The organism is Spirosoma sp. 48-14 (assembly GCF_001898575.1).
Lineage (GTDB): Bacteria > Bacteroidota > Bacteroidia > Cytophagales > Spirosomataceae > Spirosoma.
On record NZ_MKUD01000001.1, the window covers coordinates 698,697 to 722,108 of the forward strand.

At 48.2% G+C, this 23,412-nt stretch carries 20 protein-coding genes; 10 read left to right on the forward strand and 10 right to left on the reverse strand.

Going from position 1 to position 23,412, the window contains the following annotated elements; genetic code table 11:
• Positions 1-49 precede the first annotated feature (49 nt).
• Both BGO59_RS02820 and BGO59_RS02825 read left to right on the forward strand, forming a co-directional pair.
• Positions 50-1,153, forward strand: coding sequence for a VWA domain-containing protein (locus BGO59_RS02820; RefSeq protein WP_293680071.1), 1,104 nt, complete (start codon positions 50-52; stop codon positions 1,151-1,153).
• A 118-nt stretch (positions 1,154-1,271) separates the two neighbouring features.
• A complete protein-coding gene (locus BGO59_RS02825) occupies positions 1,272-1,949 on the forward strand; it encodes a uracil-DNA glycosylase family protein (RefSeq protein WP_293680073.1) in 678 nt (225 codons plus the stop codon).
• A gap of 76 nt (positions 1,950-2,025) precedes the next feature.
• Here BGO59_RS02825 and BGO59_RS02830 read toward each other — a convergent pair whose 3' ends face one another.
• Entirely contained in the window at positions 2,026-2,553 is a 528-nt protein-coding gene (locus tag BGO59_RS02830) for a lipocalin family protein (RefSeq protein WP_293680076.1), read from the reverse strand.
• Between the two features lie 340 nt (positions 2,554-2,893).
• On the opposite strand from BGO59_RS02830, the gene BGO59_RS02835 reads away from it, so the two are divergent.
• Together BGO59_RS02835 and BGO59_RS02840 are read left to right on the forward strand one after the other, a co-directional pair.
• Positions 2,894-3,214 (forward strand): heavy metal-binding domain-containing protein, encoded by a 321-nt coding sequence (locus tag BGO59_RS02835; protein ID WP_080058652.1) that lies wholly within the window; start codon positions 2,894-2,896, stop codon positions 3,212-3,214.
• A 271-nt stretch (positions 3,215-3,485) separates the two neighbouring features.
• The gene (locus tag BGO59_RS02840) at positions 3,486-4,226 is read left to right on the forward strand and encodes an SGNH/GDSL hydrolase family protein (protein WP_293680081.1); all 741 of its coding nucleotides are present in this window, start codon (positions 3,486-3,488) and stop codon (positions 4,224-4,226) included.
• A gap of 90 nt (positions 4,227-4,316) precedes the next feature.
• On the opposite strand, the gene BGO59_RS02845 is transcribed toward BGO59_RS02840, so the two are convergent.
• Positions 4,317-5,849 carry a magnesium chelatase gene (locus BGO59_RS02845; RefSeq protein ID WP_293680084.1) on the reverse strand — a complete coding sequence of 511 codons (1,533 nt, stop codon included), beginning with the start codon at positions 5,847-5,849 and terminating at the stop codon, positions 4,317-4,319.
• A 189-nt stretch (positions 5,850-6,038) separates the two neighbouring features.
• On the opposite strand from BGO59_RS02845, the gene BGO59_RS02850 reads away from it, so the two are divergent.
• Positions 6,039-7,832 (forward strand): IPT/TIG domain-containing protein, encoded by a 1,794-nt coding sequence (locus tag BGO59_RS02850; RefSeq protein WP_293680086.1) that lies wholly within the window; start codon positions 6,039-6,041, stop codon positions 7,830-7,832.
• A gap of 46 nt (positions 7,833-7,878) precedes the next feature.
• On the opposite strand, the gene BGO59_RS02855 is transcribed toward BGO59_RS02850, so the two are convergent.
• A complete protein-coding gene (locus BGO59_RS02855; protein ID WP_293680089.1) occupies positions 7,879-8,826 on the reverse strand; it encodes a 2-hydroxyacid dehydrogenase in 948 nt (315 codons plus the stop codon).
• 167 nt (positions 8,827-8,993) lie between these two features.
• Here BGO59_RS02855 and pdxA point away from each other — a divergent pair, with 167 nt between their 5' ends.
• The 4 genes from pdxA (at position 8,994) to BGO59_RS02875 (ending at position 12,945) form a co-directional block, all read left to right on the forward strand.
• Complete coding sequence (gene pdxA, locus BGO59_RS02860) at positions 8,994-10,517, forward strand: 4-hydroxythreonine-4-phosphate dehydrogenase PdxA (protein ID WP_293680091.1); 1,524 nt, start codon at positions 8,994-8,996, stop codon at positions 10,515-10,517.
• A gap of 105 nt (positions 10,518-10,622) precedes the next feature.
• Positions 10,623-11,510: a YicC/YloC family endoribonuclease gene (locus BGO59_RS02865; RefSeq protein WP_293680095.1), complete on the forward strand. Its 888-nt coding sequence runs from the start codon at positions 10,623-10,625 to the stop codon at positions 11,508-11,510.
• A 240-nt stretch (positions 11,511-11,750) separates the two neighbouring features.
• Entirely contained in the window at positions 11,751-12,278 is a 528-nt protein-coding gene (locus BGO59_RS02870; protein ID WP_293680098.1) for a hypothetical protein, read from the forward strand.
• 31 nt (positions 12,279-12,309) lie between these two features.
• Positions 12,310-12,945, forward strand: a complete 636-nt coding sequence (locus BGO59_RS02875; protein WP_293680101.1) for a DNA-3-methyladenine glycosylase — start codon at positions 12,310-12,312, stop codon at positions 12,943-12,945.
• Between the two features lie 9 nt (positions 12,946-12,954).
• Here the strand turns inward: BGO59_RS02875 and BGO59_RS02880 are convergent, their stop codons facing one another.
• The 7 genes from BGO59_RS02880 to BGO59_RS02910 form a co-directional block, all read right to left on the reverse strand.
• Entirely contained in the window at positions 12,955-13,659 is a 705-nt protein-coding gene (locus BGO59_RS02880; protein WP_080058660.1) for a 2-phosphosulfolactate phosphatase, read from the reverse strand.
• A 123-nt stretch (positions 13,660-13,782) separates the two neighbouring features.
• Complete coding sequence (gcvT, locus tag BGO59_RS02885; protein WP_293680108.1) at positions 13,783-14,874, reverse strand: glycine cleavage system aminomethyltransferase GcvT; 1,092 nt, start codon at positions 14,872-14,874, stop codon at positions 13,783-13,785.
• A 67-nt stretch (positions 14,875-14,941) separates the two neighbouring features.
• A complete protein-coding gene (locus BGO59_RS02890; RefSeq protein ID WP_293680111.1) occupies positions 14,942-16,393 on the reverse strand; it encodes an energy transducer TonB in 1,452 nt (483 codons plus the stop codon).
• A gap of 239 nt (positions 16,394-16,632) precedes the next feature.
• Entirely contained in the window at positions 16,633-17,004 is a 372-nt protein-coding gene (raiA, locus tag BGO59_RS02895) for a ribosome-associated translation inhibitor RaiA (protein ID WP_293680114.1), read from the reverse strand.
• A 128-nt stretch (positions 17,005-17,132) separates the two neighbouring features.
• Positions 17,133-18,587: an energy transducer TonB gene (locus BGO59_RS02900; protein WP_293680117.1), complete on the reverse strand. Its 1,455-nt coding sequence runs from the start codon at positions 18,585-18,587 to the stop codon at positions 17,133-17,135.
• Positions 18,588-18,657: 70 nt separating this feature from the next.
• Positions 18,658-19,299 (reverse strand): deoxyribose-phosphate aldolase, encoded by a 642-nt coding sequence (locus BGO59_RS02905; RefSeq protein ID WP_293680119.1) that lies wholly within the window; start codon positions 19,297-19,299, stop codon positions 18,658-18,660.
• Between the two features lie 93 nt (positions 19,300-19,392).
• Positions 19,393-21,165: a pseudouridine synthase gene (locus BGO59_RS02910; protein WP_293680122.1), complete on the reverse strand. Its 1,773-nt coding sequence runs from the start codon at positions 21,163-21,165 to the stop codon at positions 19,393-19,395.
• Between the two features lie 207 nt (positions 21,166-21,372).
• On the opposite strand from BGO59_RS02910, the gene BGO59_RS02915 reads away from it, so the two are divergent.
• Entirely contained in the window at positions 21,373-23,391 is a 2,019-nt protein-coding gene (locus BGO59_RS02915; protein WP_293680125.1) for an acetoacetate--CoA ligase, read from the forward strand.
• Positions 23,392-23,412 lie beyond the last annotated feature (21 nt).

The window sequence follows — 23,412 nt, forward strand, 5'->3', positions numbered from 1 at the left end:
TCTATTCACACATTCACTCTTTCGAAATTCACTCTTTCGCTCTTTAACAATGAAAGGCTTTCAATTTTCCGACTATATACCGCCCGAGCAGAAAGGAGGCAGCAACTTCGATAAGCTGCTCAATATATTTCAGCAACTACTGCTGATGACCTCCGGCGATGTGGAACAGGCCATGTCGTGGATGAGTCAGCTCGACCGGCAGTATGGCCTCACCGATGATAAGTACGGCATCGGTAACTTCTTCGACGACCTCAAAGAAAAGGGGTATATCACCGACGAAAATCAGGAAGGCCGTATTGTGATGACACCAAAAAGTGAGCAAACCATTCGGCGAAGTGCGCTGGAAGAAATTTTCGGTAAGCTCAAACGCTCCAAATCGGGGGGCAACCACAATACGCCCTATACCGGTACTGGCGACGAACTAAGCAGTGACCTCCGCAGCTACCAGTTTGGCGATACGCTGGAACAGATTTCGATGACCGAATCGATCAAAAATGCGCAGATCAACAGCGGTGTCGAGGAATTTCGATTGATGGAGCGCGATCTGGAGGTTACGGAAAAAGAGCAGAAAACCCAGACATCGACCGTGCTGATGATCGACATTAGCCACTCGATGATTCTGTATGGCGAAGACCGGATTACACCCGCCAAAAAAGTAGCGCTGGCCCTGGTCGAACTGGTTAAACAGAAGTACCCGAAAGACACGCTCGATATTGTCGTTTTCGGCAACGATGCCTGGCAGATTCAGGCGAAAGAGTTGCCCTATCTGGAAGTTGGCCCTTATCATACCAACACCGTAGCCGGACTTGAACTATCGATGGACCTGCTTCGTCGGCGGAAGAACAAGAACAAGCAGATTTTCATGATCACCGACGGCAAACCGACCTGTTTAAAAGAAGGCATCAAATACTACAAAAACTCGTTCGGACTAGACCGAAAAGTAGTTAGTAAAACCCTGACGCTGGCAGCCCAATGTCGCCGGTTGGATATACCGATTACTACGTTCATGATTGCTTCTGACCCCTACTTAAAACAATTCGTGCAGGAATTCACGAAGGTCAATAATGGTCGGGCCTATTACAGCGGCTTACAGGGTCTGGGCAACATGATGTTTGAAGATTTTCAGCGCAACCGCCGGAAAAACATTAAGTAAAGGGCTATCTGATTCACTGCTATTTGGTAATCTTTCTGCCATTCCTCCTATCGCCGGAATGACAGCAAACAAAGTCGGGATTAGAGGCCCGACTTTGTTTTTATCCCCCAATAACCCTATGTCAACCTTTGCTGATCAGGCGATTGCCTATTATAATTCCCTTGCCGCTCCAACGAATCTTCCGGCTAGTGTAGACGTTTTGAATCCCTACCAAACCCCGGATGTACGTCGGATTGTCGAGGAGTTTTACGGCAATTTTTTCAACGACAATCATCCGCGCGTATTTGTATTAGGTATCAATCCGGGTCGGTTTGGTGCGGGCGTAACTGGCATTTCATTTACCACTCCCCAGAACCTGCGTCGCTATTGCCACATTGCCAATACCCTCGCCGACACACCCGAACTATCGAGCCGATTTATTTATCAGGTTGTAGACGCATTTGGCGGAGCTGAGGCTTTTTACGGGCAATTTTTTCTAACCTCACTGTTTCCTCTTGCCCTGACGAAGAGCGGAAAAAACTATAACTTTTACGACGACCGTGCCACCACCAAAGCGCTGTGGCCGATTATTACCGAAACCGTTCGGACACAGATCAACTTTGGATGCGACCGCCGGGTGGCCGTATGCCTGGGAAAGAAAAATGAAACCTATCTGAAACGATTGAACGACGAGCAAGGCTTTTTCGGACGAATCGTAACCCTCGACCACCCACGTTATATTTTGCAGTACAGAACAAAAGATGCACCACTGTATCTGGAAAAATACATCACTACTCTGCACGATTGCCTTCAATAATCCATAAAAAAGCCGATCGGCTATGAATAGCCGATCGACCGATACTTGATATACTAATTGTTTAATGAAATCAGCCCTACACCTTCGTTAATTCCATCGTGTACGTATACGTCTCATCTTTGCCATCGCCATCCAGATCTTCAGACTCCTGGCTCGACAATTTCAATGTATTACCACTTACCGTTGCCGTATAGACCGACGTGTCGGTACCGCTGGTAATTGTCAGTTTAGTTCCGTCCAGTTTCCAGGTCGAATTATCCTCAATTGGATTCACATCATCCGTCGACGTGTTGCATTTGGGCCCTGCTTTACCCGTTATTTTACCACCGCTATTGAACGTGACTACCGTGGTTGTCAGACAATCGACAATGTCGTTGCCGCTGGGGTATAATCTGTAAATACTCAGTAAGTCATTCGTTTTCTGACCATTTCCGAGATCGATAGACGGATCAATTTTATACCCTGAAATCCGCCAGCTTCCTTCTACGGCCGATGTCGACGGAGTCACATTGGTATCACCACCGTTTTTACAGCTACTAAACCATAGGGGCAAAGCGAGTACCAGCGCCCATGCCATCAACCGAATTGCATTCGTATTTTTCATAGTTCATTAATAATGTTTGGGCCAAAAGTAGAAGGGCCTTTAGACGACAGAAAATCATGTTGAGCAAGCGGTCGAGAACGGCTTTAGCACTTATTGAGCGGTCGAAGACATAAAACCGATGCCTTTCCCTACTAGCTCAATCAGGCTATCAACCGCTGCCTGGCTAAAGGTCGGACCCATTGCCTTACGTGTACATCCAGCCTAAACTTGTACATGATGCGTTTCGTTTACAGTGGGGCGGACGCATAATTGCTTTTACAATGGCCACCCCGTAAACGGAAAACCGTATACTGAAGACATTTTATAACTTTACATTCCAAAACTGTCTTCCCCCTCAACAATGCTAATAACAACTACGCCTAATATTGAACACAAACAAATCACAAAATACATTGGCCTGGTCAATGGTGAAGCCATCATTGGTGCCAACCTCGTAAAAGACTTTTTCACCTCTATAAAAGATGTGGTCGGTGGTCATAGCGGGGCCTATGTACAAGCCTTGCGCGAAGCCAAAAGTATTGCCATTAAAGAAATGATTGATCAGGCATCCCGGCTTGGAGCCAATGCCATTATCGGTGTCGATTTAGATTATCAGACTATTGGTAGTAATGGAGCCATGCTTATGGTCAGTGCCAATGGTACTGCTGTAGTCGTCGAATAGTCTGTAATGTGTTTGGAAATACGCCCTGTCCTGCTAAAAATCTCCACTCCCAAGCATAATCCAATCAATCTGCTTATCGGTAAACTATAAAAATCAGATGAAGGTACAGAGTCCTGAGCGTCTATGTACCTTCATCTGATCTTCTATAAGAAAAGGACTTTAAATACCCTATATTTAATTATTAATACATATTTAATTATATTTTATAGATCAATCTGCAACGTTGTATAAAATTTGTAGGTAGTGTTCTGTGTATTTAGCTCACTACGCTATGAAAATGGTCATTATTGGCGGTTGTCATGTCGGCAATTACGCCATACCTCCTCAGCTTGGTTTTGTTCAAAAATGGATAGAGCATGTAGAACATCTGACAGGTGATCCTGTCCAAACCATATGTCATAGTATGGTTAGCCTCAACCAGGTAGCTGATTTGATTACGCAACACAAAGTCGAACTGATGCAGGCCGACCAGATTGTTCTTCAACTAGGCCATTATGAGCTTTCATGGCGCAAATGTTTTCGGGAGATTTTTCAGCAACAACCGTTTACAATAACGCCAAAGCCCTATCAGCCCAAGCCCTTACCAAGCGTTGCCGGAACGGCCCCGACTCCCTATCACCAACAGCTAAAAAATTGGTTCAAAGCGGCCATACTGACCCTGTACAAAGCCCAGAACGGCCAGCTGCCTTATTTAAAGCAGTTCGACCAACGGCTAATGCAAATGCTGGCTTTATTAGCTCCGTACGGCGATAAAGTGATTGTTATGACCCCTTTCCCTAGTTTACACCCTGTAGATCAGTGGCTTCGGCGGGAAAGTATCCCCACTATGTACACGTGTGCTCGGCAAAATGGGTTTCGGCTGGTCGATACGTTTAGCGCCATTCCCCGACAGGCAGCTTATTTTCTAGCCGATGGGGCACACCTGAATGCACAGGGCCATGCGGTCGTTGCGCTTCTTTTGAGCCAACTCCCTGTTTACACGGCCCTCCTGGAAGAAATCAATTGTCTATAATCTATACGAAAGGGCGCTCAAAGGGTCAAAAAATCCCCTGTGAGCGCCCTCTAAGGAAAACATCGCAACCACACTCAGCCAATTACAGGCTTAGTATCGGTCATCATCTTCTTCATCTTCCTCTTCACCAAAGTTTTGGCCTGGATTAAACATCGAGCCAAGTAAATCTTTAAACGACTGGCCAGTATCCATCGCTTTTTTACCAACCAGCGAATGCTCTGCCAAACCATGCAGGGCAAACTCCATCATAAACAGTTTTTCAGGTTTACTCAGCCGGGAATGAAACTGGTCGACAACATCATCCAGACCGTCAATGGTTCGCAAACGAGCCTCGTAGTCGCGGTTACTCAGGTCGTTCAGGATGTCCATCGTGTTACCATCGCCAAACCAGTCTGTTATTTTCTTGTATGGATTGCCCCGCTTGTCTTTTTTAGCTTTCTCCGGATTAGGGAAATACTGCAAAAACTGATTTCGGATGGCCTTACCAATCAGATTCTGCGCCACAATTACCGGGCCCTCTACTTCCCCCTCATACACCAGTTCGACTTTACCACAAATCGCCGGAACAACCCCGTACAGATCAGCTATACGCACATACGTATCGCGTTCGCCATTGAGTAACGCCCGTCGCTCGGCCGATGAAAGAAGATTTTCATAAGCCGAAATAGTCATCCGGGCTGAAACACCGCTCTTCGAATCAACATATTCACTCTCACGGGCTTCCAGGGCTACCTGCTCAATCAAATCAGCGATCAGATCGTTGGTTTTCACCATACCTTTCTGCTCCGTTTTGACAATAGCTTCCTGCATCGTGATTTTCTTCCCAATTTCGATCGATTTCGGATAGTGCGTTACAATCTGTGAATCAATCCGGTCTTTCAAGGGTGTAACAATACTGCCCCGGTTGGTATAATCTTCGGGGTTAGCCGTAAACACGAACTGAATATCGAGCGGCAAACGGAGCTTGAAACCACGTATCTGAATATCACCTTCCTGCAGAATGTTGAATAACGACACCTGAATACGAGCCTGTAAGTCAGGCAATTCGTTAATTACGAAAATACAGCGGTGCGAGCGAGGTATCAGTCCGAAGTGAATCGTCCGTTCATCGGAATAGGGCAATTTGAGCGTAGCAGCTTTGATCGGGTCCACATCGCCAATCAGGTCGGCTACCGATACATCAGGTGTAGCCAGCTTCTCGGTATAACGATCGTTCCGATGAAGCCATGCAATGGGTGTCTGATCGCCTTTTTCAGCAATCAGGTCGACCGAATACCGTGAAATGGGGTTCAGGGGATCATCGTTGAGTTCGGAACCAGCCACCACCGGAATATATTCATCCAGTAAGTTGACCATCATCCGGGCAATCCGGGTTTTAGCCTGTCCACGCAAGCCCAGCAGGTTTATGTGGTGCATGGATAGAATAGCCCGTTCTACATCGGGGATTACTGTATCTTCATACCCCCATATACCCGGAAAAACAACTTCCTTTTCCTTGATTCGCTCAATTAAATTTTCCCGCAACTCCTGCTTGATTGAGCGGGATTCATACCCGGCCGCTTTCAGCTCACCGAGTGTAGTAATGGCCAATAGTTTTGATGATTTCAGATTGCGGTAGTTCATTCTGTTTGTAATGGATAATGTATTATGGACAATGTATAATGAAGGTTAGGAGCCGGGTGGTCATTATTCATTTTACATTATTCATTGTTCATTAAGTCTAACAGGCTTTCGAAAGAAATGGTTTTTGGACGCTTAAAATGACTAATTTTACCAATTATACGCGCCGGGAAGATAAGCCCGTTGCTATCTATGAACTCGACACGAACACGCTTTATTCTCTTTCTTGTACTTATTGGCCTGGTGGGCTGTCGCGTACAAAACAACCCTCCTGAACTTATCAGCATCGCTCCCAAAGAGGCTTTTGTAAGCGATAGTGTTCGATTAAAGGGGTATCAGTTTGGCTCAAATCCGGTTGTAACATTTAGCACCTCCAAGTCGATTGTGACGGCCCCTATCCAAAGTTATGATGACAATACAATCCTCATTCGGGTGCCTACAACTACTCCCGATATAAATCAGGTCAGAGTTCAAACGGATCAGGGTATATCGGATCCACTTCCCTTTACCGTCAAACAACCCCCACCGAGGTTGACCACAGTAACCCCTACCAACGGCTTGCCGGGTACAGTTGTGACCATTACAGGCAATTTTCTTAACCAGATTACCCGCATTCGCTTCGATAACATCGATGCAATTGTAAAAGATAGTACATCAAATCAACTAACAGTTATTGTCCCGCCAAACACGCCACGCGGCCCATCAGCCCTCGCCGTTGAAACAAAAGGGGGCAATCTTACCACAAGATTTATTGTTGCCGGAACCCCACAAATTACCCGGATCAATCCTACACAAGCTAAAGCAGGAACGGCACTGATAGTACAGGGCAAAAATTTAACCGACGGTATTCTAAGTATAAATGGGCTCGTTACGGATAAAGCCGTCACAACGGTCACCGATACAGTAATCCGCACAACGATTCCGGCTACAGCTACCTCTGGCCTGGTGTCGGTTCGGGTTTTCGAAACCCTCGTTGCCACCAGTACCGATTCGCTAAAGATTATTGCACAGCCGTTTATTACCAACCTACTGGCGCGTGACGGCATTGCTGGCGATAAACTCATTATTCAGGGCCTGAATCTATCGAGTGTAACAAGCGTGTCGTTTGGCAGCGTGGTTGTTCCCTTCCGAATTCTTAGCAGTACCCAAATAGAAGCCACCGTACCCGCATTAACTAGTTCGGGCAACGTCACAATTTCGGCCACTAGCGTTGGAGGCACAGCTACGGCTACCGACCCTTTTTTCTTTTACCTGCCTCCTTCGAATCTGTCTTTAACCCCAGCCCGACAATTGAATGGACGCCCGTTAACCGTTTCGGGTAAAAATCTGTATCGGATTACAGACGTGAAAGTGAGCGGTATAGCCGTACCCATTACCAGCCGCAATGAAGGCATCGATTTATTGATTGGCATACCCGACAATGCCGTTAGTGGCTCTGTCACCGTAACCAGCCGGGCGGGTTCGGCATCTGTACCAATCATTATTGTTCAAAAACCAGTGGTTACGAGTTTGCTTCCGGCCAAAGCGAGAGCGGGCGAACGGATTGTCTTAAACGGTGATTTCCTCCAGGATGCACAGATTTATTTTACTGGCTCAGCCAGTCCGGCAGCCGATGGTGGCAAAAATACCGATACCGAACGATGGGTACTGGTTCCTGCCGATGCGCAGGTCGGCCCGTTGCGGATTGTGAACATAGCGGGCGACGTCACAACAACGAGTTCGTTTACCCCCATTCGCCTGGCTACCATCACCGACTTTACGCCCAAAAGTGCAGCAGTTGGAGCCGAAGTTACTATAACAGGGCAAAATCTATCAACGATTACCGCTGTTCGATTCAGTGGAGGGAACTCTGCTCCTGCTACGTTCCGGCTATCGGGCAGTTCGCTCATTGCTACAGTGCCCACTGGAGCTACCACAGGGCAAATCTGTCTCACCAACGATGCAGGTACAAGTTGCACGAGTTCAAACCTTACAGTAACGAAGTAATGTATTGGCAGGCATCGGAAACAGTCGTGCCTACCAATACTAATGGTTACCGATTAACGCTATCAACCAATTGCTTCACGAGGACTTCATTGATTCGTACATAGCTTTCATGGGTCCAGCCAGCAACGTGTGGGGTTAACACGACTCGGTCCGATTGGCGAAGGTAGTTGAAGCTAACCTGTTGATCGGGTGTCAATTTGGCCAGTTTTTCATTTTCCAGAACATCCAGAGTAGCTCCCCGGATTTTGCCACTTTCGAGTCCGCGCACAACAGCTGCCAGCGATACGATTTCGCCCCGAGCTATGTTGTTGAGGTAAAACGGTTTGGCAACCTGCTCAATAAACGCATCATTCACCCACATTCGGGTTTCATCGGTCAGGGGAATATGTAAACTGATTATATCCGCTTCTGCCATAACCTGCACCAGCGTTGCTTCTTCGGCAAATTCATCGCCGTAGTTGGTCAGAAACTTATCGTAAGCCAATACCCGGCATCCGAAACCGCTCAGCCGTTTTGCCGTGGCACGACCGTTGTTCCCATACCCAATTAGCCCGACGGTCAGGCTCCCGAGTTCATAGCCACGGTTTCCTTCGCGATCCCAGATGCCTTGTCGCACCTCCCGATCGGCTTTAAGAATATTGGCTAACAAGGCCAGAAGCATACCTACTGTATGTTCGGCTACCGCGTCCCGATTTCCGGTACCGGCATGAAACACGACAATACCTCGCTTTTCGGCAGCCTCCAGATCAATTAAATCCAGGCCTGCTCCGGCCCGCCCAATAAACCGTAGATTAGGGGCATGGCTCAACAATTCTTGATCGACCGTAGTTTTGCTTCGGATAATCAGTCCTTCAAATGGCTCAAGAGCAGTTATTAATTCAGCACGGCTGATTTTTGGTTGATAATCATATTGAAAGCCAGCTTCAGTGAGCATGGCAAAAAGCGACGGGTGCATCTCGTCGGCAATGAGAATAGATCGTTGACTCTGGAACATCCGGGGTTATTCGTAACTTGCAGCACGCATTAAGTAATTGACAATGAATAATGGATAATGAACATTGAATAATTGTATGGACAACCCATCCAATTCATGCATGACTTGCATTATCTATTAGTCATTTTACATTATTCATTAATTCTTGGCGAAACTACAAAAAGTACATGGAACAACGCCAACCCAACGAATCAAACCAACCCCGCACCAACCCATCAAACGGGTCGAAGTCTGATGCACGTCCTGCCGAAGCTCAGTCGCAGCCATCGACTGAACAACGGCCTGGCCATCAACACCCTAACAACCGTCAGGGTGCTCCTTCCCGAGATAATCGTTCAGGGAACAACACGCCCGACACAGACCCAACTAATCGGCCCGAAAGACCTCAAAAGCCCGTTCAGAATCAGCGTGAGAATCGGCAACAGAACGGGCGGCCAGACGATCAGCGTCAAAAAAACCAGCAGAATCAACGGGAAAATCGGCACGAAAACCGACAACCCAATCCGAATCAGCGGCCTAATGAAGCCCGGCAACGCGACGACAATCGACCCAGTCGGGAGCAAGCGCTTCCCCTGCCCCGCGTACAGGAATCGCTCCTGGGCGAAGCCACACTGCGCGATTTGAACAACCAGCCGAACCAACCGGCCGAACATACCAGTCGTGAAGAACGATTAGTGATTGGCATTTCCCTGGGCGATTATAATGGCATTGGGCCCGAAGTTATTCTGAAGGCGTTACAGTACAACCGATTACAGAAAATCTGTACACCCGTTATTTACGGCTCCATGAGGATTTTGAATCGCTATCGCAATCTGCTCAATTTCAAAGATTGGAATCTGAACGGGGCTCAGTCGATAGGCCAGATCAGCCATAAACTAACCAACGTCATTACATGCTGGCCCGATCAGAATCAGGATATCCAGCCGGGTCACGTAACTCCCGAAGCAGGGCAGGCTGCGTTTGTCTGTCTACAGCGAGCCGTCGATGACCTGAAAGCCGGTAAGTTGGATGCACTCGTAACGGCCCCCATCAACAAGTACAATATTCAGTCGGAAGAATTTAAATTTCCGGGACATACAGAATACCTCGCTCAGGAATTTGACGTTCAGGACAACCTAATGTTTATGGTCAGTGGAACCTTACGCGTTGGGGTCGTAACGGGTCATATCCCGTTGGGGCGGGTTCGCCAGAATATTACGCGGGATCGCATTGCCCAAAAACTTGCTCTGATGATGAAGTCATTACGACAGGATTTTGGCATCGACAGACCCCGAATTGCGGTATTAGGGCTTAACCCACATGCTGGCGAAGAGGGACTGCTGGGAAACGAGGAGCAGGAAATAATTAAACCGCTGCTTGCCGATTTACTGGACAAGGGCGAACTCGTATTTGGTCCCTATCCCGCCGACGGCTTCTTTGGCACAAGGGCTTACAAACACTTTGATGCCGTACTGGCCATGTATCACGATCAGGGACTGATTCCGTTTAAGGCAATTGCTTTCGAAGAAGGGGTCAACTTTACCGCTGGAATGCCCGCAGTCAGAACCTCTCCCGACCACGGCACGGCCTACGATATTGCGGGAAAAAATCTTGCCGATGAAACGTCTATGTTACAGGCTATTTATACCGCCATCGACGTAGCCCGACATCGTAAAGAGTTTATTGAATTGGAGGAAGGCGCACTCAAATAAGTTATGTCGTTTACAGTTTTCGGTTTATAGTTGGCTAACGCAGGAAAGTAAGAACTTGATAGCCAGCTGTAAACCGAAACCTGTAGCCAGAAAACTATATATCGAATGTTAAAATCAATGACTGGCTTCGGTAATGCAACAGTAGAGGCTGGAGGCCTGTCTGTCACGGCTGAAGTTAAAACCCTGAATTCAAAATTCCTGGACATTTACTGTCGAATTCCGCGTCAATTCTCGGATAAAGAAATTGAGCTACGTGCCCTACTAACCCAGCACCTGGAACGTGGTAAGGTAGAGCTTTCCATTAACCTTACCCGAACGAATGTGGTACGGCCGGGTGTAACCATCAATCGCCCGCTGGTTCAGGCTTACGTTAGCGATTTAAAGGAAACGGCCAATACCATGCTTATGAGTATTCCCGACAGCAATATTCTGCAACTAGCTCTCCAGCAGCCCAATGCGTATCTGACTGAGTCGGCCGATCCAGCCGCCGATGCTTCGGACTGGACAACGGTACAGACTGCCGTTCAGGAGGCTATTCGCCGTTGCGATGCCTTTCGGAAACAGGATGGAGCCATGCTCGAAGGCAAGTTCCAGGAGTACATTCAAATTATTACCGATCGGCTGGCCGATGTAGAAGAACAGGATGTCCGACGGATTCCGGCCGTCCGTGATCGAATGCGCAATTCGGTTAAAGAATTGCTCGACAGTGAAACCTTCGATCAGAATCGGTTTGAGCAGGAATTAGTTTACTACGTGGAGAAGTTCGACATATCGGAGGAAAAAGTTCGGCTCAAGAATCACCTGGCCTACTTCCTTGAGGTTCTGATGGGCGAGGAAGCCAATGGCAAGAAACTGAATTTTATCTCCCAGGAAATTGGCCGCGAAATCAATACCATTGGCTCGAAAGCCAACGATGCAGCCATTCAGCGGCTGGTTGTCCAGATGAAAGATGAACTGGAGAAAATTAAGGAGCAGACAATGAATGTAATTTGATATACACTCCCCATAAATTCGCCTACATTCGAAGGTTACCTATTCCTTTCATTGTCCTTTTTCATGTGTAGAACTCGTCTGTTCGGTTTTGGATTGTTAATCTGTTGTTTTCTTTCCAGTTGTACGAAGTACGCTTTTCATTTTATATCACCCGATTATAGGCCTGAACTGTTAAACCAGACTGCTGTAATAACCCCTTATCTATATCAAGGAATTATTCAATCTGGTAATAAGGTCGAGTTGAAAGACTCCTTAAATTATCAGGTTGCTACCTTGCTGGAAGAACAGCTTCCAAAGTATTTGACAGGCATAGAAAACATGCTGCCCATTAGTCTTTCTCCAAAAACTCGCCGTGATCTGGAAAAATATTTATTCAGCGTTCGGCTCGACAATGAGTATAATCTAAAGAAAACAAGACGGGTTAGGGTTCCTGAGCAAATTTGTGAAGAAATCCAGCAGGATGGAAGCCGATTTGTTATCGTGTTTGTCAGTGATGGCTTCTCTCGAACAATGAACAATTACAGTAGTTTAGCCTCATTAGAAAGAGTTACCAAGACAGCATTATCAGCGTCAGCGATGGTTCTTTCACCTTATCGTACAGGTATGACCAGTAGACGGTCTATTCAACCGCATTCTAGTAGCTTGGAATTATTTGTACTAGATGTACTAAAGCAGGAGATTCTGAAATACCAACGGGATAGACTTGATTTACCACCAACGAATCCTTTCACCATCAGACAACATCTAACAGCGCTCTTTTTAGAATAAACACTGGTAATAGCTGTCTAGATCAATCACTATGACTAAGCTCCCTCTTGAATTCTACCAATCCCACGACACGCTTACGTTAGCCCAGTTGTTACTGGGTTGCGAGCTGGTGCATGAATCGGTAGAGGGCACAACGGCGGGTATTATTGTTGAAACAGAGGGGTATCTGACGGGCGACCCGGCCTGTCATGCGTACCGACGGCAAACGATCCGCAATGCTGCCATGTTTGGCCCTTCCGGTACACTCTACGTCTATCAGATTTACAATCACTACAATTGCATCAACGTCGTGACCGGGCCACAAGGCGTGGGTGAAGCGATACTGATTCGGGCTCTTGAACCTACTGAAGGCATTGACCTGATGGGACTTCGGCGAAACGAAGCGTTCAAAACCGGTTTTGCCCGCTACCGCAATAATGTCCTTGACCCAACTACTGCCCAAGGCCAGCGGAATCTGGCAAATGGCCCCAGCAAACTAACCATTGCTATGGGAATTGACCGGGCGCGGGATAATGGAGTATCGCTGACAAACGGGCCTCTCTACATACGCGGCCCCGTGCTACACGACTTCGATATGGTTACAACCACGCGAATCGGTATAACCCACGGGGCCGATTTACCGTATCGATACTACATCAAAGAGAATCCGTTTGTCAGCAAGAAATAATCGGTGACCCTACATATTCACCAGCGCATTGCCACGCAATACGGGCACAACATCGTACAGATCATGCTGGAGGCAGTAGGGAATATCTTTTTGGATACCCAATCGCTGGAGTCTACGGATGTGTGAGGCATTTGCCATGTAGGCCACCAGGTTGTCTTTCCCCTGAGCATACAGCCGCCAGGCCATAATGGCGCTGTCTTCGGCCATGGCATAACTATCTTTCAAGCGGTCGACCAGGGCACCGGCAAAGAGCGTATCTTCCAGATTCACCCGACCCTTCCAGCCTGCACAAAGCACCATGACATCGTAGCCCTCGGTTTTGAGGTAACGCACGATGGCATCCAGGTTCAGAAATGAGCCCACCAGCACTTTCACCGCCGACCGCGATCGGGTGATGGCCAGCGTACCATTGGTGGTCGTCATAGCGATATTAGCGCCCCGAATCCGCTCGTCCATGTAGGTAAACGGAGAATTGTCCAGCTCGAACCCGTCTACCTTACGGGCATTGCGTTCGGCAGCGGCCAGATAGCCGCGCTCCTGTAATTCCTTACATTCCTCGACTGTAGCGACGGGAATAATGCTGTTGACACCATACGCAAAGGCTGTCACCATGCACGAAGTAGCCCGAAATACATCTGCCACTACCACGATGGTATTTTCAACCGTGTGCAGATGGAGTAAATCGGGGGTAAAGCAAACGTCAATTTGTTTCATATTGTCTGAACCTGGATTTATAGGATTTAACTGACCGGCCTTGACTGACTTTCGTTGAAAGCTATCTACTCAATTAAGGTTAGTCTGTTAAATCCTGGAAACCCAGCCGGATCGCCGGAGCGATCATTTTTTAACGAAGGGGAGTTTAACGACCTGGGCTTTGAGAAGCCGATCACGAACTTTTACGAAGATTTCGGTGCCAGGTTTACTAAAAGCGGTTTTGATATAGCCTAAGCCTATGCCTTTACTCAGCGTAGGCGATTGCGTACCCGACGTTACTTCTCCGATTGGGTTGCCGTCGGCATCGGCCAATTCATAATGGCTACGGGGTACACCCCGATCAATCAATTCAAATCCGACGAGCCTGCGTGGAACACCCTGTTCTTTCTGTTCTTTCAGCACATCGGCATCAATGAAGGGGTGCGTAAACTTGGTAACCCAGCCCAGTCCCGCTTCAATGGGTGATGTTTCGTCGGTAATGTCGTTGCCGTAGAGGCAGTAGCCCATTTCGAGCCGGAGCGTATCACGGGCACCCAGACCAATTGGCTTGATACCGAAGGGTTCTCCAGCTTGCATAATGGCGTTCCAGACTGATTCAGCCTGATGGCTGGACACATAAATTTCGAATCCGCCTGCACCCGTATAGCCCGTTGCTGATATAATCACATTGGCGCATCCGGCAAAATCGGCTTTCTCAAATGTATAGTACTCCATCAACGCCAGATCGACTTTTGTAAGTGACTGTAAGGCTTCAGCAGCTTTTGGTCCCTGTACGGCAAACAGACAGGTATCGTCGGAGATGTTGGTCATCGTTACGGCATAATCCGACGCATACTGGCTGATCCAGCTCCAGTCTTTCTCGATGTTGGATGCATTCACGACGAGCATATACTCCTGATCGCTAATCCGATAAACCAACAGATCATCCACTACACCACCCCGGCCGTTGGGCAGGTAGCTGTATTGCACTTTACCATCGTACAGAATACTGGCATCATTGGCCGATACGCGCTGAATCAGATCCAGGGCGCCCTCGCCTTTGAGCACAAACTCGCCCATGTGCGAGACGTCGAAGATCCCGACGCCATTGCGTACGGTGTTGTGTTCTTCCAGATCGGAGGAATAGCGAACGGGCATTTCGTAACCCGCAAACGGTACGATTTTCGCACCTAACTGCTGATGAATGTGATGGAGAGGAACTTGCTTGAGCGACATGTGCGCGGAGGTTATCCGGCAAATTTACAAACAGATCACGGGTTTTAACGAAACTTCCTGCCCGAAGTCAGTGCAGACTGAAATTAACCGGCAAATTATACTTTACCCGAACCTTTTCGCCACGATGGTAACCGGGCGTCCATTTGCCACTCATTTTCTTTACCACTCGTACGGCTTCTTCGTCTAAATCCCGATAAACGCTTTTTATCACCTCATAATCGCATAACGTACCATCTGTACAGACAACAAAACTGACAAAGACACGTCCCTCAGCATTTGCCCGCTGGGCTTTTGTTGGATAATGCAGGTTTTCAGACAAAAACTTTCCTAATCCCGACATGCCGCCCGAAAATTCGGCTTGTTTGAGAACTTCATTGTACTGTACGGTATCTTTTCCCAGGCTTTTAGCCTTACCTGACTGGCAAACGCCTTTGTCGTATTGCTCTTCGTAATAATAAGACCCATCCTCATAGCGCCCAGTCCAGAGGCCTTGCTTGAATCCGTTTTCGTAATTACCTTCCTCGATGAACATCGTGGACGTTGTCGTATCCCGATTTGATTCTTCACGATTTCGGTACGTAACTCTACCATTACCTTCTTTGATCATCTGACTACCCGTAGAATCCCACAGGGCCGTAATCTGTTCAGATTCAGACAGAGGGCTTTCTTTATTGAAAGTTTTTACGTGCTTGATCTGCCCGTTTGCGTACCAGGCCGTCTCTACAGTTTTTTCGTCGACCTTGTCCCCTTTTTCAGCTACCATCCCAGTAGGGTAAAACTCCAGTGAGGGGCCAACAGGCATACTTTTTTCATAATATGCTTCACTGATGCGCTTATTGTCTTCATCAACTACGAGCCGAATTCCTTCCCAATCCTGTTTATAGTTTTGCGTACCAAGGGTATACTGGAATTTGCCCGACGAGTTCTTCTGAGCGTGCTTTTTACGGACGAGCAATAGCCTGAAATACTCATTCCATAGACCATTTTTTCGTTCATACACAACGACATCCCCAGTAGGAATTTGATTGGTATCCAGCGGAGTCATTCGTCTGTAAACGGCCTGGCTGCTATCTGCCGAAAGGGGCTTCCCATCTTTCCCAAAATAGTCGATCCGAACGCCATTACGATACACGAACGGTGTGCTTTTCTTAAACTGAACCGGAATAGTAACGAGCTGCCGGACGGATTTACCAGCTTTAGTAGCGGGTTTCCAGGCTTTAAAAAGATTGAATACCCGCATAGCCTCCCGGTCACAATCGGGCTGAAGGCTCGTTAGGACTTTTATATCCGACACGCTACCATCGGTTTCAACAACACCCGTCAACACTACCCGGCCACCAATACCCAGCGCTTCGGCCTGTATGGGTTTACGCAGATTGGCCTGAATGAAGGACCCAAGATAAGATAGCCCACCTCTGGGTTCGGCTACCGAATCGACTTCAAATGGTTGATAAAATGTTTGCTGAGCAACTAACAAAGACGGGACTAAAAGTAGAAAGAACAGGGATAGATAACGCATAAACGAACGAGAATTACATAGGCGCAAAGTATATCATTACCTCTTTATCACCAAACTTTCCTTCATGTGTTTATAGCAGCTCTCGGTCTACACAGCGTTATTTTTTACCGGCCATGACCAACTTCATACTCAGGATTTGACACGCGCAATCAGCTATCACGTTATCAATTGAGATGCTTATACATGGAATCGCCCGACCTTTACCTGAAAAGCCGGGCGATTCCATGTAACTTGTAAGATCAGACTAAACTAGCCGGGTCGATTTCGTCGAGGTTAGCCCGGTTGGCATTCGTATGGTTGCCGAATCGTTTTTCCAGTTGACGTTGCAATTTACCAACTACGCTGTGGATCAATGCATACCAATTATCGCCCGATTCGTCAGCATATACATCGTTGCCGGGTACACCATATTTAATACCCACATGCTTCTCGTTGCTTCGCTGGTTAGGCTCTACTTTTAAATACACATCGGCCGTGATAACATCGCCCTTGTAGAAACGCTGAAGTTTCGACAGCGAATCCAGTACCGAAACCCGGAGGTCGTCGGTTAATGTAAATCCTACGGCTTCAATGTCCATTCGAACATTATCTAAACTCTGGTCTTGTTGCATAACTTGCTTCGTTTACGTTGAGTAATCTGTTGGGTAAATACCAACGCTCTTTTTATAAATCCCAGCGTCTGTATTTTGTTTGAAGCCCGACTAGTTTGCCAGAAAGACCCTTCGTGCAACTCTCTGACTCACTGAAGTGAAAAATTGATTGGCAGATTATATTTTACCTTAATATTCTGCCCACGCTGGGCCCCTGGTACCCATCGGCCACTCGATGCTTTTACCACACGAACAGCTTCTTCATCGGTTCCGAAGCCGATACCTTTCAGCACCTCAACGTCCTCCACCTCTCCCTCTTTATTGATGACAAAGCTGATAAATACCCGACCCTGTACTTTGGCTCGCTGGGCAGCGGGCGGGTAGTGTAGGGTCTGACTCAAAAATTGCCCGAGTGCAGGCATTCCACCTCTAAACTCAGGTAATTGCTCAGGAACGGAATACTGCACCGTATCTTTCCCAATCGTTCGGGCCTTTCCTTTCTGACAAATCCCTTTATCATAGATTTCCTCATAGAAATAAGAGCCATCGGCATAACGCCCTGTCCAGATACCCTGTTTCAGTCGGTTCTGATAAATCCCCTGTTCAATAAACGATGTCTGTCTGGTCGTGTCGGCGTAAGAACGAACGGTTTCTCTAAATACGGCCAACCCGTTGCCGTCTTTAACCTGCTGATTCCCTGTACTATCCCAATAGGCCGACAAGCGCTCTGGATTCCTGGTACCCAGTGGTGCAGAACTATCAATTTCCCGTACCAGTTTAATTTGTCCAGTTGTATACCAGGCCGTTATCATTCGTTTGGTATCGGCTTCGTCACTCTTTTCAGCCACCAGGCCATTAGGATGATACGTGATGCGGGGCCCTTTTGGTCGCCCGTGCTCGTAATACGTCTGCTCAAGAAGTCGCCCATCGCTGGTCAGGCTAAAGGTCATACCCTGCCACAAGCGCTCAGCATCCTGGTAACCAATTCGATATGTCCGCTGCTTCAGCTTGTTCCCCGACTCGTATTTTTCACGGACAAAGGGTAATCGACGTTCTTCTTTCCAACTTTTGCTCCTTAGTCTGTACAGCACTATATCGTTGGAAGGCAGCCCGTTTGTATCGAGCGGGATCACCTGTCGAAAAGCCGCTTGCGTACTATCGGTTATAAGCTTATCCGCATTATCGAAATAGCTGATACGATTTCCATTTAAGTATGTAAATGGCTCATTCGCCTTGAATACGATGGGCATATTAACGATCTGGCGAACGGGCTTACCACCTTTACTAGCTGGTTTCCAGGCTTTAAACAGGCTAAGTACTCGTATGGCTTCCCGGTCACAATCAGGGCGAAGGCTTGTTAGTACCTTTATATCCGATACGCTGCCGTCAGTTTCAGCAACACCTGTCAGCATGACCCGGCCACCAATACCCAGCGCTTCAGCCTGTATGGGTTTACGCAGATTGGTCTGGATGAAGACATTGAAATAAGCCTGCCCACCTCGGGGTTCGGCTACCGAATCGACTTCGAATAATTGATAGGGCTTTTGCTGGGCAAACAGCAGCGAAGGACAACCAATTAGTAAGAACAAAGTTAGGTAACGCATAAAAAGATGTGGCTATGATATATGCAAACTATACAATCGGCACATGTTCACCAAACTTTCCATCATGTGTTTACAGCAACATTCGCCCGATCGACAGCCGTTCTACGCCAACGGCAATTAAAGCTTCCAGTTGGCTTTCTTTAGCTCCGTCGGCAACTACTTTAACCCCCACTGTCTGGGGTACTTCCCGACGAAACTGCAACGCCGACTCCAGAGAGAAGTCGGTATGAAGGGCGCCCGTTGCGTTTTTAATAAAGTCAGCACCCGCGTCGGCCGCGAGTTTGATCATGTTCCGACGTTGCTCTGTATCCAGCAAGGTCGATTCCAAAATAACGGTGAAGAATTTCTCCTGTGCGTGAACCATAGCCACAAGCTTGGCCAGTTCAATTTTAAGCCAGACTGATGTAGGCGAAAACAAAGCAGAGGTATTCAAAACCACTTCAATCTCATTGGCCCCGTCCTTCAACGCCCAGTCAATTTCGGTTTGCTTGGCTTCGGTACGCTGATACCCAAACGGATAGCCAATCACCGTCGATAGAATAGCCGGATGAGTATCGCCCAATTCCCGGCGGATTTTTTTCACCCAAAAGGGCGCAACGGTCATTCCTGCCATCCCCAACTGAATCACCTCATCAAGCACGTCATATTGCTCGTTGATCGTTACCCCAGGATGCAGCAACGTCCGCTCGATATACGGAAAAAGGTGATTCATAGGATTGTAAAAGAGTGAAAGAGTGAATGGGTGAAAGAGCGAAAAAAGTTTGCGTCAGCATTTCGCTCTTTCACCCATTCACTCTTTCACTCTTTAGTTAAAGTATTTCAACTTCACAACCTCTTTGGGCTCCAGGAAGCGCCATTTGCCACGGGGCAGGTCTTTCTTGGTTAGCCCGGCGTAGGTTGTCCGGTCGAGTTTGGTTACCTGATAGCCAAAGTGTTCGAAAATCCGACGGACAATCCGGTTACGACCCGAGTGGATCTCGATACCGATCACCTGGGCATCGGGCGTTATGATACTCAACGCATCAGGCTTGATGGCACCGTCTTCAAGTTCAATACCGTTACGAATAGCCTCAAAATGCTCCTCGGTCACGGGCTTATCAATTTCAACCTGATAGATTTTACGAATGTTGTTCGATGGGTGCGTCAGTTTATCGGCCAGTTCGCCATCGTTGGTCAGCAGCAGCAGACCCGTTGTGTTACGATCCAGCCGGCCAACGGGATAAATACGGAAATTACCGGCATCGGCTACCAGTTCCATCACCGTTCGCCGATCTTCAGGGTCTTCTGTAGTGGTGATGTAATCCTTAGGCTTATTGAGCAGTACGTACACAAACCGCTCAGGATTCAGGATTTTAGTGCCATATTTTACCGTGTCGCCTTCTTTCACTTTGTAGCCCATTTCGGTCACGACTTTCCCGTTTACCGAAATGTCGCCCCGGGCAATGAGTTCATCCGCTTCCCGACGCGAGCAAACGCCCGAATTGGCAATGTATCGATTGAGCCGGGTAAGGCCCGGACCATCCTGATGTTCTTCCGAATCGCTGCGCTTTGGCCTTGGCTCACTTCCTTTCGGCTTGCCACGACGGTCGTCCGACGATTTCTGGCGAAAGGATGGCTGCTCACGACTTAACTCCCGATCATAGTTTGGTGCCTGGGTATATTTTCCAGTACGTCGATCACTTGACTCTTTGCGTTGCTGACCCGTAAAACGAGAAGAGTCTTCATCGCGATTCCAGGCCTCATCATTACCAGCGCGTCGGCCTTTACCCCGTTGCTCACCAGCATCGAACCGATTTTTAGGTCGGTCGTTATCTGGCCGTTTACCGTCATCTGATCGCTTAAAGCGGGGTTTATCGTCCCGGTCGAAACGAGCCGGACGCTCGGACCGATCGGCATCCTTCGAGAAACGGCTGGTGCGCGGACGCTCGTCATTGCCAAAGCGGTTGTTGCGTGAACCGAATCGTTCGTCGTTCCGGTCTCCGCGTGTATTTCGGTCGAAACGGGGGCGATCACCCTCCGATTCAGTACGGAAACGAGGCCGCTCCCGTTGTTCATCACGAAACCGACGTTCGTTGCCCGATCGATCATTACTACGGTCAAACCGAGCGGGCCCACGACGATTTTCATCGCGTTCATCAAACCGGCGATTTCCTGTATCTCCTGCCCGTTTTGGGCTAAACCGCTTGTCATCGCGGGGGCCTCTGGCTGGCCGATCGGTTGCATCACGGTCAAAACGGGGCCGACGCTCGTCAGAATCGTCCCGACGCCCCCGATCAAAGCGAGGTTTATCATCGCGATCAAACCGGGCAGGCCGCTCATCCCGACGTCGATCGTTGAAGCGACCATCATTCCGATTCCCACGCTCGTTATCACGCGGTGTTGGGTTTTGACTACGTTCCCGACTGAAACGCGGTTTATCATCTCTGTTGTCCTGCCGATCATTGCCTCGGCTAAAGCGTGGCCGATCGCCATCTTGGCTACGGTTGAAACGTGGGGCATCATCCCGACGGCCCATTGAACGACTACCATCACGGTTTTGTCGGGTACTCCGGTCGTTCTTTTCTGAATCCTGATTCATGGAAAAATACAGTAAATCGCCTGTTTGTATAGATAAGCAACACTGATTTTCAGTGTACTGTTCTAGGCAAGTAAAAAATGGGTTACAAATTTAGGTTTTTTCAGGATAACCCCGTAAAACTTCTTTTTCCGAAACGCATTTTATTGAAAAAACAATCCAGAGGAGTGCTTGGTCGTTAGTCGATAGTTGAACGACTCCCTACCGCCAATGTCTACTCCTACCGAAAAACCTCTCTACACGCCCGACCGGCGGACCATTGAGCAAACACTGATGAAACGCTATATGGACTGGCTTTTCATAAAAAAAGGCCTGTACTTCCGCGACTATGATGACCTGTGGGACTGGTCGGTAACTGATCTGGAAGCGTTCTGGGAAAGTATCTGGCAATTTTTTGATGTGCAAAGCCACTCCCCTTATCAGCAGGTACTATTCAGACCGAGTGATGCCGATATGATTGGGGTAGAATGGTTTCGGGGAGCTACGGTTAATTATGCTGAACATATATTTCGGCACAAAGCGACTCATCAGGCAGCAAATCGACCGGCGCTTCTGTTTGGTTCCGAGCAACAGTCGTTAACCGCCATCTCCTGGGCTACACTGGAACGGCAGGTTGCGGCTGTAGCGGCTTATCTGCGACAGGCAGGGGTAGAAAAAGGTGATCGGGTTGTGGCTGTTCTGCCTAACATACCCGAAGCGGTTGTGGCATTTCTGGCAACAAACTCAATCGGAGCCATCTGGTCGAGTTGCTCACCCGATTTTGGAACCGATAGTGTTGTTGACCGATTCTGGCAAATTCAGCCTAAACTACTCATTGCCATCGACAAGTATCAGTACAATGGCAAAGTCATCGATAAGGTTGATGCTATAGGTGACTTAAGCACTCGGCTACCTTCGCTTCAGGAAGTGATCTGGGTTCCTTACCGCACCTCAACGCCAAACGACTGGTTGACTCAACTAACTGACCACACAGTAGGGCGAACGGCCAAGTTTGTCCATTGGCAGGACGTCCTGACCACTCCGGCCCCTGATGGATTGACATTCGAACCCGTACCGTTCGAACATCCCATATGGGTATTGTATTCGTCAGGAACTACCGGCAAACCCAAAGCCATTACCCACAGTGTGGGCGGCTGCCTGCTTGAACACATGAAAGCCCTGGCTTTGCATCAGGATGTTCGTATGGGGGAACGATATTTCTGGTATTCGACGACGGGCTGGATGATGTGGAATTATGCCGTGGGGTCAATGCTGGCAGGAGCTACGCTGGTGCTATACGACGGAGCGGCTGGTTATCCGAATCTGAATGTATTATGGAAACTGGCCGAAACGGCACAAATCAATCACTTCGGAGGAGGAGCCGCCTATTACCTGGCCTGTCTGCGAGCGGATATCCACCCTGGTCAACTTGCCAAACTATCAGCACTACGCACAATCGGATCAACGGGCTCTCCGTTGCCTCCTGAAGGCTTTCGCTGGATCTATACAGCCATTAAGCCAACTATCTGGCTAATCTCGCTCAGTGGTGGCACAGATGTATGTAGTGCGTTTGTGGGCGGCAATCCACTGTTACCCGTATACGAAGGTGAAATCCAGTGCCGGATGCTGGGAGTCCATATCGAAGCGTTCGATGAGCATGCAAAGCCCGTTCGGGAATCGCTGGGCGAAATGGTCATTCTGGAGCCTATGCCCTCCATGCCTATCTATTTCTGGAACGACCCGGATAATGACCGATACCGAAAAAGCTATTTTACCGATTATCCGGGCATCTGGCGACATGGCGATTATATTCAGATTACCAGCCACAACGGCGTAATTATCTATGGCCGTTCCGACGCTACACTTAACCGGGATGGAGTTCGTATTGGCACCAGCGAGATCTACAGCGCGGTAGAAAGCTTACCCGAAATTGCCGACAGCCTGATTGTTGGTCTGGAGCAGCCGGGAGGCCGCTACTTTATGCCTTTGTTTGTCGTTCTTCGCGAAGGGTATGCCCTTACTGACGAGCTGATAGGGCGCATAAAACAAACGCTCAGAAGCCAGTTCAGCCCTCGCCACGTTCCCGATCGGGTGTATTCAATTCGGGAAATCCCCTATACCATCAGCGGTAAAAAGCTGGAAACCCCTATCAAGAAGATTCTTTCGGGGATGGATGCATCACTGGCAACCAGTAAAGACACGCTTCGGAATCCGACCGCCCTGGATCAATTCATCGAGTTTGTTCAATAAGCAGTCAAATTCTCGCGTCTA

Bases quoted from the DNA above. Each gene is read 5' to 3' on its own strand.
- BGO59_RS02915 (WP_293680125.1), top strand. From the start codon at position 21,373: ATGTCTACTCCTACCGAAAAACCTCTCTACACGCCCGACCGGCGGACC.
- BGO59_RS02850 (WP_293680086.1), top strand. From the start codon at position 6,039: ATGAACTCGACACGAACACGCTTTATTCTCTTTCTTGTACTTATTGGC.
- BGO59_RS02900 (WP_293680117.1), bottom strand. From the start codon at position 18,587: ATGCGTTACCTAACTTTGTTCTTACTAATTGGTTGTCCTTCGCTGCTG.
- BGO59_RS02840 (WP_293680081.1), top strand. From the start codon at position 3,486: ATGAAAATGGTCATTATTGGCGGTTGTCATGTCGGCAATTACGCCATA.
- BGO59_RS02845 (WP_293680084.1), bottom strand. From the start codon at position 5,849: ATGAACTACCGCAATCTGAAATCATCAAAACTATTGGCCATTACTACA.
- pdxA (WP_293680091.1), top strand. From the start codon at position 8,994: ATGGAACAACGCCAACCCAACGAATCAAACCAACCCCGCACCAACCCA.
- BGO59_RS02825 (WP_293680073.1), top strand. From the start codon at position 1,272: ATGTCAACCTTTGCTGATCAGGCGATTGCCTATTATAATTCCCTTGCC.
- BGO59_RS02890 (WP_293680111.1), bottom strand. From the start codon at position 16,393: ATGCGTTATCTATCCCTGTTCTTTCTACTTTTAGTCCCGTCTTTGTTA.
- BGO59_RS02835 (WP_080058652.1), top strand. From the start codon at position 2,894: ATGCTAATAACAACTACGCCTAATATTGAACACAAACAAATCACAAAA.
- BGO59_RS02905 (WP_293680119.1), bottom strand. From the start codon at position 19,299: ATGAATCACCTTTTTCCGTATATCGAGCGGACGTTGCTGCATCCTGGG.
- BGO59_RS02855 (WP_293680089.1), bottom strand. From the start codon at position 8,826: ATGTTCCAGAGTCAACGATCTATTCTCATTGCCGACGAGATGCACCCG.
- BGO59_RS02880 (WP_080058660.1), bottom strand. From the start codon at position 13,659: ATGAAACAAATTGACGTTTGCTTTACCCCCGATTTACTCCATCTGCAC.
- BGO59_RS02875 (WP_293680101.1), top strand. From the start codon at position 12,310: ATGACTAAGCTCCCTCTTGAATTCTACCAATCCCACGACACGCTTACG.
- gcvT (WP_293680108.1), bottom strand. From the start codon at position 14,874: ATGTCGCTCAAGCAAGTTCCTCTCCATCACATTCATCAGCAGTTAGGT.
- BGO59_RS02910 (WP_293680122.1), bottom strand. From the start codon at position 21,165: ATGAATCAGGATTCAGAAAAGAACGACCGGAGTACCCGACAAAACCGT.
- raiA (WP_293680114.1), bottom strand. From the start codon at position 17,004: ATGCAACAAGACCAGAGTTTAGATAATGTTCGAATGGACATTGAAGCC.
- BGO59_RS02830 (WP_293680076.1), bottom strand. From the start codon at position 2,553: ATGAAAAATACGAATGCAATTCGGTTGATGGCATGGGCGCTGGTACTC.
- BGO59_RS02865 (WP_293680095.1), top strand. From the start codon at position 10,623: ATGTTAAAATCAATGACTGGCTTCGGTAATGCAACAGTAGAGGCTGGA.
- BGO59_RS02820 (WP_293680071.1), top strand. From the start codon at position 50: ATGAAAGGCTTTCAATTTTCCGACTATATACCGCCCGAGCAGAAAGGA.